Here is a 12,473-nt window from a genome sequence, read left to right as displayed (position 1 = left end):
TCGGGGATTGTTGAAGAGTATTGGAATTTTAGGTGGAACGTTCAATCCGCCTCATTTGGGGCATTTAATGATGGCAAATGAGGTTTTGCATGCCTTGAAATTAGATGAGATATGGTTCATGCCGTCATATATTCCACCTCATAAAACAATCAAAGAGCCTATTGAGCCATATCATCGTTTACAAATGCTAAAGCTAGCTATTGAAGAACATGATCAATTCACCCTGCAGCCGATTGAATTTGAGCGCAAAGAACCTTCATATACATATGATACGATGAGAATACTAACAGAGAAATATCCAACGTATCAGTTTCATTTCATCATTGGTGCTGATATGGTAGAATATTTGCCGAAGTGGTATGAAATTGATGAATTAGTCAATTTGGTTACATTTGTAGGTATAAAGCGCCCGGGGTATACCATTACGTCCCCTTACCCGATAAAAGAAGTAGAAGTTCCGCAGTTTGATGTCTCCTCTTCCTTTATTCGCGAACGAGTAGTAAAGAAAGAAACCATTCGTTATTTTATACCTGCTGGTGTTAAACAATATATCGAGGAGAATCAATTATATGAATCGAACTGAGGCATTAGAAATCGTAAAGAAACAGTTAACAGAACGTCGTTATATTCATACTGTCGGGGTAATGGAAACAGCAATTGAATTAGCTAAACGTTTTGAAGCAGACGAAAAAAAAGCAGAACTGGCTGCTATTTTTCATGACTATGCCAAGTTTCGTCCAAAGGAAGAGATGAAGCAAATTATTATTGATCAAAACATGAACCCTTCTTTATTGGAATACAATACCGAATTATGGCATGCTCCAGTAGGCGCGTTTTTAGTGAGAAATGAAGTAGGGATTACGGATAAGGAAGTATTGGATGCAATTGCTTACCATACATCCGGAAGACCTGGCATGACGTTACTTGAAAAAATTGTGTACGTTGCTGATTATATTGAACCTGGAAGGAGATTTCCAGGTGTTGATGAAGTGCGGGAGTTAGCTAAAACCGACTTAAATGCAGCACTTATTCAATCATTAAAGAATACTATTTCTTTTTTAATGACCAAACATCAGGCCGTTTATCCCGATACGATGATGACATATAATGATTTAATCTTAGGAGGTCAAACACATGACTGAACGTGAATTGCTATCTCTTGTTGTAGAAGCAGCCGATGATAAAAAAGCAATCGATATCGTAGCGTTAAATATGGAAGGAATCTCACTTGTGGCAGATTATTTTGTTATTTGTCACGGTAACTCAGATAAACAAGTGCAGGCAATTGCTCGTGAAATTAAAGAAAAAGCACACGAACAAGGCATTTCTGTGAAGCGTTTAGAAGGGTTTGAGCAGGCTAAGTGGGTGCTTGTTGATCTTGGAGATGTTGTGGTTCACATTTTCCATAAAGATGAGCGCGGATATTATAACTTAGAACGCTTATGGGGAGATGCACCATTTGTAAGTTCAGAAGAGCTACAGCTATGAGCAGGTACGGAGAATTTGCCTACGTATATGATCAGCTAATGGCAGACGTTCCGTATGACGATTGGGCTGAATTTTTTAATCAGCAGGTGGCAAAAGCAAAAACAAAGCCTAACAGTATATTAGACCTTGCCTGCGGCACGGGAGAACTCTCCGTTCGATTTGCAAAAGAAGGTTTCTCCGTAGTCGGCGTTGATTTGTCTGATGATATGCTTATGGTAGCTCAAGAGAAGGCAGCAGAAGCAGGGGTAACGCTATCTCTTTTTCAGCAAAACATGGCGGAACTTGAGTTATTGAAAGAGTTTGATTGTGTAGTAATCTTTTGTGATTCTTTGAACTATTTGCAAAGTGATAAAGAAGTTCAAGAAACCATTCAACGTGTATATAAACACTTAAAACCAGGTGGGCTCTTTATATTTGATGTTCATTCAGTGCACAAGATGAAGGACGTATTTGGAAATCAATCTTTTTCTTATGTAGATGAAGACGTGTCATATATTTGGAACTGCACCTATGACGATACAGACATGCGTGTAGAGCATGATATTACGTTTTTTGCTTATGATGAAGAAATCGATGCATATCATCGCTTTGATGAGGTGCATGCTCAGCGCACTTGGTCGATTGACCATTATCAATCATGGTTGAGCCAAGCTGGTTTTATAAATATAGAAGTAAGTGCAGATTTCAAAATGAGTAAGCCTACTTCAAACAGTGAGCGCATCTTTTTCTCTGCGCAAAAAAAAGAAGCCGAGTAGAGGCTTCTTTTTTTGTTTCAAAGCAGGATTTCTACAGAAATTATGGAATAAGACTATCAAACTGATTGTGAACAAGCTCAATGTCTTCGTCAAATTTTTCGTGTGTTTTTTGAAATACGTGCACAAACATCTCTCCGAGTTCAGCTTCTAAAACTTTAATACCTTCTCCAGTTACACCGCCTTTTACGCATACTTTATCCTGCAAGGTAGGAAGCGTAAATATTTCTTTTTCCAACAGTTTTCCCATTCCAATAATCATATCGCTGGCCATGACGGTAGCTTCTTCTTCAGAAATATTTGTTTCTTGAACTGCTGCATCAATAAAGCGTTGAAGCAAAAAGCTGAAGAATGCAGGACCGCAGCTTACGATATCGGATGATACGCGGGTAATCGTTTGATCAATAGCCACAGGCTTTGACATAGATGAAAATAATTCATGTAAATAATTTTGGTAAAAAGGCGTACATCTTTCTCCAAACGTGAAAAGAGAAACACCTGCTAATGCCCGATTCGTAATGCTAGGGATAATTCTAGCTGCTTGACTCGGAATGAGGCGTTCGATTTGTTCTACGCTAATTGGACTGGTAATGGATACAATGCAGTGATCTTTCGTCAGCAGTGGTTCTAATTTTATTAAAAGGGGGTGAATATCCAATGGCTTAACACAAATAAAAATGACTTTGGATGCGTGAACAACTTCTTCAGCTGTATCAGCAACATGAATTTTTTTATGCTGCTGTTGAATCTCTTTGGCCCTTTTTTTTGTACGATTCATAATAGTAATTTTAGAAGGACGTACGGCTTTTGATTCAATAAACGCATCAATTAATATTTTCCCCATGTTTCCTGTTCCGATAAACCCTATGTTCACTGATTCATTCCCTCCTTCAAAAGCCTTTTCTTCTAAACACTATGAAGACGTAATGGAATTTATGACGTTACTTCAAAATTCAAAGGAGTGTACAAGTTGACTTTTTCAAAAAAACAATGGCTAATTGGGTGTATTTGCTTAGCAGTTGGGTTGGCTTTTTATATCTATCGAACAGGAGGAGAGAAACCGGAAAGTTCTCTTCAAACCTCAGATATAATCAAGGCAGAATCTTCTGGTACAAAAAAAGAAGGAGAGTCGTCTAATCAAGTAATTTCAAGCCAAGATTCCCCGTTTGTGATGGTGGATATTAAAGGAGCTGTTCAGAAGCCTGGTGTATACCAGCTCCCTAAAGATGCAAGGGTAAAAGATGCTCTAGCACAAGCCGGAGGCGCTACGAAAGAAGCGGACTTAAGACAGCTCAATTTAGCTAGCAAGCTACAAGATGAAATGGCTGTGTATATTCCAGCTGCTGGAGAAGAAATCCCCCCTTCGTCTCCAGTTTCTTCAATTTCTTCCTCAGGAACTTCAAATGATCAGCCCCTTGTTAATATCAATACAGCGAACACTGATGAACTGCAAACGTTAAATGGCATTGGACCTTCAAAAGCCAGTGCCATCGTTTCATATCGAGAGGAAAATGGCTTGTTTCAAACAGTAGAGGATTTGGGAAAAGTATCAGGTATTGGCGAGAAGTCGCTAGAAAAAATCAAAGCTCAAATTACGGTACAGTAGAGACTTATTGACGAAAAAGGAAAAAAAACGCTACACTATGAAAGAGAAAAGTATCATTATTCAGTTTTAAATAAAAAGGCAGGGAATGAGATGAACCGGATTTCATGGGATCAATATTTTATGGCACAAAGCCATTTGCTAGCTTTAAGAAGCACTTGTGAACGTCTGGCTGTTGGAGCTACAGTGGTGCGTGATAAACGTATTATAGCTGGAGGATACAACGGTTCGATCAGCGGAGGCGTGCATTGTGCTGACGAAGGCTGCTATGTAATTGATGGCCACTGTGTAAGAACTGTCCATGCAGAAGTGAATGCACTCTTGCAGTGTGCTAAGTTTGGTGTGAAGACAGAAGATGCGGAAGTATACGTCACGCATTTTCCTTGTTTAAACTGCTGTAAAGCTCTTATTCAAGCGGGAATTAAAACAGTATATTATGCTAATGATTACAAAAATCATCCGTATGCTGTTGAGTTATTTGAACAGGCGGGAGTGAAAACAGCAAAAGTTGAACTTGATGAAGCAATCATTGACTTAAAAAGTAAAGAGAAGCTTCAATTTGTAACGGATGTTCTCGCTCGTTTAGAAAAAAGCGGAGCTGACGAAGCAGAAGTGATGAATTTACAGCGTGAAGCTCTCGCTTTGTTTACGGCAAATTAAAGGTAAAAGAGGTTTTTTACTTGGTAACAGTAAGAAGCCTCTTTCTTTTAAGGAAGAAAGGAGCTAAAAGTGAAAGGATATTATATTTACTGTGCTTTTAGCATGATGCTAGCCTTATATGTATATGATAATCATTCCGCTGTAAGCCTGTTTTTGCTAATCGTGCTTTTCATTTTTCAATGGCTACAATGTCCGAGGAAAGTGGTTATTGCTTCTACACTGTTGAGCGTTTTGTGCGTCTACCTATTAGCTGAGGCAAATAACCATAACAAAACGGTTCTTTTAGCTGAATCTTCTACTTTTACAGGCGAAATTTCATCTGTTCCGCATAGTGACGGCGACAAGCTTACTTTTAAGTTTACGGTTCAAAATGAAGAAGTCATAGCTTTTTATAAACTAAAAACGCTGGAAGAGAAACAGCAGCTCGAAAAGCTAACGATTCATCAAGTTTGTCAACTAGCAGGGCAATTAACTTCTCCTTCATCTGCTCGCAACCTTCATGCATTTGATTATCAGCAATATTTATACCATCAGTCTATTCATTGGCAGCTTAACGTCAAGAGACTTGATTTGGCAAAATGCCAGCTCCCCACCTTAACTCCACTTACGTACCTTACCTTTATTCGTCAAAAAGGAATTAATTATATTCAACAAAACATGTCGGATCCAGGCGCTGGATTTATGCAGGCACTAATTTACGGCGAGCGTACTGGGATCGAAGAAGAGAGTATCAAGCGCTATCAGCAATTTGGTTTAATACACTTGCTTGCCATATCAGGTCTTCATGTTGGACTGCTGACAGCGATGTGTTTTTATTTGCTCATTCGGATTGGAATAACGCGCGAGCGAGCCATTACGCTTTTACTTTTGCTTCTTCCTGTATACATGGTTTTGGCCGGTGGCAGCGCTTCAGTTGTCCGAGCTGTTTTTATGAGTATGCTGATGCTTATATCGATAAAAATACAAAGAAAAATTCTTTTGGTTGATAGCATCAGCCTTGCTTTTATGAGCATGCTGCTTTTCAAACCGTACTATTTATTTGATGTAGGATTTCAGCTTTCTTTTGCCGTTAGTTTTGCCTTGATTTTATCGAGTCAGACAATTTTACCTCGTTTTCATTCTTCTTTCAGCCAGCTCATGGCTGTTTCAGCGATTGCACAAGTCAGTTCACTTCCTTTATTGTTGTACTATTTTTATGGAGTATCTCTCCTCAGTTTGCCATTAAATATGGTTTTTGTACCGTTGTTTTCTCTTGTTGTATTACCTCTTTGTTTGCTCATTCTTTTTGTTCGTATCATCTTGCCGGGAGTGAGTGAATTGCTGGAGCAAATTCTTCATGTTCTTTTACTTGCTTGTGAAAAATTGCTTGATTTTTTTGAGTGGATTCCCGCTGATTTCGTAACGGGAAAACCCCATATTTTGCTGTTTTTGGGCATGTACCTATGCATTTATGCTTTATTTGTGGCGGTCGAAGAAGGGAAATTTTTCGTTCGCTATATGTTTCTTCTCGCGGCATTGTTAGCCGCACAATGTGTGTATCCTTATTTGAATCCAAAAGGAACGGTCACAATGGTCGATGTAGGACAAGGAGACTGCTTTATCATTGAGCTTCCTTATCGAAAAGGCGTGTATATGATCGATACCGGAGGAACCGTTTCATTTCCAAAAGAACCATGGCAAAAACGCCGTTCTTCTTTTGACGTGGGAGAAGACGTACTTGTTCCCTTTTTGCATTCAAAAGGAATGACAAAGGTAGATAAAATGATTATTACACACGGCGATTATGATCACGCAGGGGCGGCACAGCATTTATTTTCACAAGTGGCTGTCGGAGAGCTGGTGCTTGGGAAAAAAGCCGAATTAAATGACGTAGAGACTGGCTTGGTGATCGCTGCTCAAAAACAAAGCGTGCCTGTTCAAATTGTTCAACAAGGAGATAGCTGGCAAGAAGGAGGTGTCTTATTTCAGGTTATTTCTCCGACAGGTTTCGAAGAAACGAGCAACAACGGCTCAATTGTAATAGACGCTAAGTTAGGAAATTTAAGATGGCTATTCACCGGAGATTTAGAAAAGGAAGGAGAACAAAGAATATTGAAAGACTTTCCCAACCTTAAAGCAGATGTATTAAAAGTGGGTCATCATGGCAGTAAAACCTCAACTTCAGAAGAGTTTGTTCAACATTTAAACCCTAAAGTAGCGCTTGTTTCAGCGGGGCAAAAAAATCGTTATGGTCATCCTCATCAAGAAATATTAGAGCTTCTGAAAAGCTACGGGGTGTATATTTACCGAACGGATGAAGATGGTGGGGTAATGTATGAATTTACAAAAAAGTCAGGAACGTTTTCGCAGCAACTTCCATAGTCTATAGTAAGAAAAACGAACTGAAAAAGACTGCTAAGAAGCAGCCTTGAAGCAATTTTACGAACCCAAGTAGTGAATCACAGTTGCAATAACAAATAAGGCAGTGAAAAAGCCAAATGAAACACCAAATCCTACGGCAGAATCGACAGCGTCGTTGCGTTTACTTTGGACACTTTCTTCAAATTGGTTCATTAACACCCCTCCTGTTTACAGTATAATCTAACTTTTTTTAAAAATCTAGACAATTTAAAAGCGTTTTCGCAAACTGACAACAGTTAACAACTATACTTTATGAGCATGAGGAGAAAATAGAGATAAGGGTTTAATCATTAACAAATAAGTAACCTAGGGCTTATATTGTTGATGTTTATCATAAACTGAGGAATTGTCGTTTTAAGACAATTCCTTTTGTATTGTTGCCAAAAACTCATAACACCTTTACGATAGAAATTGTATTTTGTTTATCAGTAACTATACATAATCAATATAGATGAATAAAAAAAGAGGAGCGTATATACGTTGGCAGTTGATAGCTTAAAAAGTATTACCAAAAATAATATCGCCCCCGTTTATTTAATACACGGGGTTAATGCATTTATGAGTAAAAAGATTAGAGATAAAATCGTCGACTATACGTTGAATGAAGAAGATAAAGAATTTAACTTGTCCCTATACGATTTAGAAGAGACATCGATTGATCAAGTTCTAGAAGATGCTGAAACGCTTCCTTTTTTAGGAGACAAGCGTGTAGTGGTTGCGAAAAATGCAGCATTTTTAACGGCTGAAAAATCAAAAGATAAAGTTGAGCATGATCTGGCAAAACTTCAGCAATATGTCGAACAGCCCCCGTCTTTTTCAACGTTAATTCTTCTAGCCCCTTATGAAAAGCTGGATGAAAGAAAAAAAATAACAAAATTATTAAAAAAACAAGCAGCTTACATCGAAGCGAACGAATTTGGTGAAAAAGAAATGAAGCAGTGGATTCATAATTTGCTTTCAAAAGATGGAGTGAATATGGATGAAGATGCTGAAACGCTGCTTATTCAGCTTGTGGGGCTTAATGTAACGCTCGTGACAAATGAAATTGAAAAAATGGTGTTATACGTTGGACAAGGAGGAGTCATTACAAAAGAAGTGGTGCTTAAGCTTGTGGCAAAAACGCTTGAACAAAACGTATTTACGCTTATTGATGCTGTTATTCAGCGAAAGGTTTCTATCGCTTTAAATATGTATCAGGATTTGCTGCGTAACAACGAAGAGCCTATTAAAATTTTATCTTTGTTAGCGACGCAGTTTCGTTTAATTTATCATACGAAGCAGCTGTCTAGTCAAGGGTACGGTCAGCAGCAAATTGCTCAAACGATTAAGGTTCATCCGTTTCGTGTGAAAATCGCTTTGCAGCAGAGCAGAAGTTTTGAGGAACAGCAGCTTAAAGGAATTTTAAAGGATTTAGCAGAGGCAGATTATGAAATGAAGACGGGAAAAATGGATAAAGCGCTTATTTTACAGCTGTTTTTATTAAAAAGAGCGCAATAAAAAAACGATCCTAATGGGATCGTTTTTGTCTCAATTATGCAGATAAACCGTTAAGTTTTACTGCTAAGCGAGATTTTTGACGAGCTGCAGCATTTTTGTGGATAAGACCAGATTGTGCGGCTTTGTCTAATTTTTTAGAAGCAACAGCAAATGCTGCTTTTGCGTTATCTACATCGTTGTTTTCAACTAAAGCTTCAAAGTTTTTGATTGCAGTACGCATAGCTGATTTAGCTTGAATGTTATGAGCACGGCGAGCTTCAGTAGTTTTTACACGTTTGATAGCTGATTTAATGTTTGGCATCCGTTTCACCTCCCGAAATGATAACAATCGAGATTATATAGAACTCGACATTCTTCACAATAAGAACAAAAGATATTTTATCAAACACAAGGACAGAATGCAATAGCCTTGACAAGGAATTTTATATGACAGACCTCTCTTTAAAAGCTTGTAGCTGATATTGCGCCCTTCCTTCTACTTTTCGTTTCTTAAATGCATGAATCTGCCAGTCCTCGGTGACAATAATTTCAACAAAGATTGTCTAGGAGGTTAAGAAATGGAAAAAGAACTTGATTTAAGTCAATATAGCGTGCGCACGGATCTAGCTGTCGAAGCAAAAGACATAGCGTTAGAAAATCAGCCTAAACCGAATAACCAGTCAGAAATCAACGGCGTAATTGTAAAAGAAAAAGAAGAACAAGGTGTCAAAATTTCAGTGGTAGAAATTACGGAAGAGGGCGCAGAAGCAATCGGTAAGAAAAAAGGCCGATATGTAACCCTTGAATCGGTAGGCATTCGCGAGCAGGATACTGAAAAGCAAGAGGCTATGGAAGAAGTATTTGCTAAAGAGCTGAATTTTTTTATTAAAAGCCTCAACATTCCAGATGATGCTAGCTGTCTTGTAGTGGGTCTTGGAAACTTAAGTGTGACACCAGATGCGCTTGGACCAAAGGCAGTAGATAATTTGTTGATTACAAGACACTTGTTTGAGTTACAGCCTGAAAGCGTGCAAGATGGCTTTAGACCCGTTAGCGCCATTGTTCCGGGAGTAATGGGAATGACGGGTATTGAGACAAGTGATATTATCTTTGGCGTTGTAAAGAAAGTGAATCCGGATTTTATTATTGCAATCGATGCGCTGGCCGCTCGTTCGATTGAACGGGTAAATGCTACCATTCAAATTTCAGATTCAGGTATTCATCCTGGGTCTGGGGTTGGAAACAAGCGCAAAGAAATCAGTTATGAAACACTTGGCATTCCAGTTATTGCAATAGGTATTCCAACGGTGGTGGATGCTGTGTCCATTACAAGCGATACAATTGACTTTATCTTAAAACATTTCGGCCGAGAAATGAAAGAGCAGGGAAAGCCGTCTAAGTCGCTGCTTCCGTCTGGTATGACGTTTGGAGAAAAAAAGAAGCTCACGGAGGATGATTTACCCAATGAAGAGCAGCGTCAAACGTACCTCGGTATGATTGGCACTCTTCCCGATGAAGAAAAAAGACGTCTTATTCATGAAGTGCTTGCACCTTTAGGTCATAATTTGATGGTTACGCCAAAAGAAGTGGATATGTTTATTGAAGATATGGCTAATGTAGTTGCAGGAGGACTTAACGCTGCTTTGCATCATGAAGTGGACCAAGAGAACTTTGGGGCATATACTCATTAATACGCTTTTAGATGAATGAGTTCTTCAGAATATAGTCATAATGGTTAGTACTACAGAAGATAAAGAAGTAAGGGGCCTAATAATATGATTAAATTTACTTTAAAATCAGTAGTGCTAACTATTTTTTTACTGTTCGTCGTATTTTTAGGAATGCAGACGGCTCAGCAAGGGCTGATTAAAATGAAGGGATATAATGATCCTTCGATTGAACATGTTATTAATGTGTCTAAAACGTCAGATGGTCAGGTGGAAGCTGCTGTTTTAGGTTCAAAAAAAGTTGTGAACATTGATGAAAAACAGCAGCTTTTAGAAAAACGAAAGGCTTTTAACTTTTTCTCCTCGCTAGGTCAAAGTCTAGCGGAAGGCGTGAAAAGTACAATAGGGAAAGCTTTTAAGGCTATCCATCATCTTCTTAATTAAAAGCAGAATCTCTTTCTGCTTTTTTGTATGGAAAAATCCCCAATGGAATGCTTATTGAATGTTGACGAATGTGTTGTTATAATTTAGTTTAGTGTATTTTGCCGATTTTCAGTAGGAGTGAAAAAAATATGGATAGAGAAGCAAGATTGAAACGACAATCGAAAATCAGAAACTTTTCGATTATTGCTCATATAGACCACGGTAAGTCAACATTAGCAGACCGTATTTTAGAAAAAACAAATGCGTTAACACAGCGAGAAATGAAAGCTCAGCTTTTAGATTCGATGGATTTAGAACGTGAACGTGGAATTACCATTAAATTAAATGCTGTGCAGCTTCAATACAAAGCAAAAGATGGAGAAGAGTATACTTTTCATCTAATTGACACACCGGGACACGTCGATTTTACATATGAAGTGTCGCGAAGTTTAGCCGCGTGTGAAGGTGCTATTCTAGTAGTAGATGCAGCTCAAGGTATTGAAGCTCAAACACTAGCAAACGTATATTTAGCGCTTGATAACAACCTTGAAATTTTACCTGTCATTAATAAGATTGACCTGCCGAGCGCAGAGCCAGAGCGAGTGCGCCAAGAGGTTGAAGACGTAATTGGATTAGATGCGTCGGAAGCTGTATTAGCTTCAGCTAAAGCAGGAATTGGAATCGAAGAAATTTTAGAACAAATTGTTGAAAAAGTTCCTGCTCCTGAAGGGGATCCAGATGCACCGCTTCAAGCGCTAATCTTTGATTCATTTTATGATGCATACCGAGGTGTAGTTGCATCTATTCGTATCGTACAGGGACGAGTAAAAGTAGGCGACAAAATTAAAATGATGGCAACAGGAAAAGAGTTTGAGGTAACGGAGCTAGGTGTGTTAACGCCAAAAGCCGTTGCTAAAGATGAACTTTCTGTTGGCGACGTAGGGTTTTTAACAGCAGCTATTAAAAATGTTGGAGATACGCGAGTAGGGGACACGATTACTCTTGCCAAAAACGGAGCAAGTGAACCTCTTCCTGGCTATCGTCGTCTGAATCCAATGGTATACTGCGGACTGTATCCGATTGATACAGCGAAGTATAACGATCTTCGTGAAGCACTAGAAAAGTTAGAGCTAAATGACTCTGCACTTCAGTTTGAGCCAGAGACGTCTCAGGCCTTAGGGTTTGGTTTCCGATGTGGATTCTTAGGACTGCTTCACATGGAGATTATCCAAGAGCGTATTGAGCGTGAATTTAAAATTGATTTAATTACAACAGCTCCAAGCGTTATTTATGACGTATATTTAACAGACGAGACTCATCTGTCTGTAGATAACCCTTCTAATATGCCGGACCCACAAAAGATTGAACGCGTGGAAGAACCGTATGTGAAGGCCACAATGATGGTACCAAACGATTATGTTGGTGCTGTGATGGAGCTTTGTCAGAAGAAGCGAGGCAACTTTATTGATATGCAGTACTTGGATGCTAATCGCGTGAGTATTGTATACGAAATTCCGCTGGCTGAAATTGTATATGATTTCTTTGATCAACTAAAATCAAATACAAAAGGCTACGCGTCGTTTGACTACGAGCTTATCGGATATCAGCCTTCGAAGCTTGTGAAGATGGATATTCTCTTAAACGGTGAAACGGTCGATGCGCTGTCCTTTATCGTTCACAGAGATTCAGCTTATGATCGTGGTAAAGTCATTGTAGAAAAGCTTAAAGAGCTTATTCCACGTCAACAGTTCGAAGTGCCGATTCAAGCGGCAATCGGTCAAAAAATTGTGGCGCGTTCAACAATTAAAGCCATTCGCAAAAACGTTTTAGCAAAATGTTACGGAGGAGATATCTCTCGTAAACGTAAACTTCTTGAAAAACAAAAAGAAGGTAAAAAACGTATGAAGCAGGTCGGTTCTGTTGAAGTACCGCAGGAAGCATTCATGGCTGTGCTTCGCATGGACGAAGATTAATAGCTGAAATTCTATTATTTAACATGTCAAA

At 38.8% G+C, this 12,473-nt stretch carries 14 protein-coding genes; 11 read left to right on the top strand and 3 right to left on the bottom strand.

Translation table 11 applies throughout. The features are described from left to right. Positions 1 to 10 precede the first annotated feature (10 nt). The 4 genes from WKH56_RS03615 to WKH56_RS03600 are packed head-to-tail and all read left to right on the top strand — an operon-like array spanning position 11 to position 2,243. Positions 11 to 583 (top strand): nicotinate-nucleotide adenylyltransferase, encoded by a 573-nt coding sequence (locus tag WKH56_RS03615; RefSeq protein WP_168761304.1) that lies wholly within the window; start codon positions 11 to 13, stop codon positions 581 to 583. Beyond that, the gene (yqeK, locus tag WKH56_RS03610) at positions 570 to 1,142 is read left to right on the top strand and encodes a bis(5'-nucleosyl)-tetraphosphatase (symmetrical) YqeK (protein WP_028411664.1); all 573 of its coding nucleotides are present in this window, start codon (positions 570 to 572) and stop codon (positions 1,140 to 1,142) included. Before WKH56_RS03615 ends, yqeK begins: the two co-directional genes overlap by 14 nt. Further along, a complete protein-coding gene (gene rsfS / locus WKH56_RS03605) occupies positions 1,135 to 1,488 on the top strand; it encodes a ribosome silencing factor (protein WP_013085071.1) in 354 nt (117 codons plus the stop codon). The genes yqeK and rsfS overlap by 8 nt, the downstream gene beginning before the upstream one ends. Continuing rightward, positions 1,485 to 2,243 (top strand): class I SAM-dependent DNA methyltransferase, encoded by a 759-nt coding sequence (locus WKH56_RS03600; protein ID WP_028411663.1) that lies wholly within the window; start codon positions 1,485 to 1,487, stop codon positions 2,241 to 2,243. Before rsfS ends, WKH56_RS03600 begins: the two co-directional genes overlap by 4 nt. Before the next feature lie 40 nt (positions 2,244 to 2,283). On the opposite strand, the gene comER is transcribed toward WKH56_RS03600, so the two are convergent. After that, entirely contained in the window at positions 2,284 to 3,114 is an 831-nt protein-coding gene (comER, locus tag WKH56_RS03595) for a late competence protein ComER (protein ID WP_025750559.1), read from the bottom strand. Between the two features lie 96 nt (positions 3,115 to 3,210). Here comER and WKH56_RS03590 point away from each other — a divergent pair, with 96 nt between their 5' ends. From WKH56_RS03590 to WKH56_RS03580, 3 genes are all read left to right on the top strand, one after another. Further along, a complete protein-coding gene (locus WKH56_RS03590; RefSeq protein ID WP_028411662.1) occupies positions 3,211 to 3,846 on the top strand; it encodes a helix-hairpin-helix domain-containing protein in 636 nt (211 codons plus the stop codon). A gap of 90 nt (positions 3,847 to 3,936) precedes the next feature. Then, positions 3,937 to 4,503, top strand: coding sequence for a ComE operon protein 2 (locus tag WKH56_RS03585; RefSeq protein WP_028411661.1), 567 nt, complete (start codon positions 3,937 to 3,939; stop codon positions 4,501 to 4,503). Positions 4,504 to 4,572: 69 nt separating this feature from the next. Beyond that, on the top strand, positions 4,573 to 6,864 hold the full coding sequence (locus WKH56_RS03580) for a DNA internalization-related competence protein ComEC/Rec2 (RefSeq protein WP_243495173.1): 2,292 nt from the start codon (positions 4,573 to 4,575) through the stop codon (positions 6,862 to 6,864). Positions 6,865 to 6,921: 57 nt separating this feature from the next. Here WKH56_RS03580 and WKH56_RS03575 read toward each other — a convergent pair whose 3' ends face one another. Beyond that, on the bottom strand, positions 6,922 to 7,056 hold the full coding sequence (locus WKH56_RS03575) for a YqzM family protein (RefSeq protein ID WP_013059251.1): 135 nt from the start codon (positions 7,054 to 7,056) through the stop codon (positions 6,922 to 6,924). Positions 7,057 to 7,383: 327 nt separating this feature from the next. On the opposite strand from WKH56_RS03575, the gene holA reads away from it, so the two are divergent. Beyond that, complete coding sequence (holA, locus tag WKH56_RS03570) at positions 7,384 to 8,400, top strand: DNA polymerase III subunit delta (RefSeq protein WP_099331296.1); 1,017 nt, start codon at positions 7,384 to 7,386, stop codon at positions 8,398 to 8,400. 34 nt (positions 8,401 to 8,434) lie between these two features. Here the strand turns inward: holA and rpsT are convergent, their stop codons facing one another. After that, positions 8,435 to 8,701 (bottom strand): 30S ribosomal protein S20, encoded by a 267-nt coding sequence (gene rpsT / locus WKH56_RS03565; protein ID WP_013085065.1) that lies wholly within the window; start codon positions 8,699 to 8,701, stop codon positions 8,435 to 8,437. Positions 8,702 to 8,957: 256 nt separating this feature from the next. On the opposite strand from rpsT, the gene gpr reads away from it, so the two are divergent. The 3 genes from gpr to lepA all read left to right on the top strand — a co-directional run bounded on the left by gpr (position 8,958) and on the right by lepA (position 12,442). Then, positions 8,958 to 10,070 (top strand): GPR endopeptidase, encoded by a 1,113-nt coding sequence (gpr, locus tag WKH56_RS03560; protein WP_243495172.1) that lies wholly within the window; start codon positions 8,958 to 8,960, stop codon positions 10,068 to 10,070. Between the two features lie 84 nt (positions 10,071 to 10,154). Then, on the top strand, positions 10,155 to 10,490 hold the full coding sequence (locus WKH56_RS03555; protein ID WP_028411657.1) for a YqxA family protein: 336 nt from the start codon (positions 10,155 to 10,157) through the stop codon (positions 10,488 to 10,490). A gap of 128 nt (positions 10,491 to 10,618) precedes the next feature. Continuing rightward, entirely contained in the window at positions 10,619 to 12,442 is a 1,824-nt protein-coding gene (lepA, locus tag WKH56_RS03550; protein WP_013059246.1) for a translation elongation factor 4, read from the top strand. Positions 12,443 to 12,473 lie beyond the last annotated feature (31 nt).

The organism is Priestia sp. SB1 (assembly GCF_038898415.1).
This window is presented reverse-complemented; position numbering and strand designations above follow the sequence as displayed.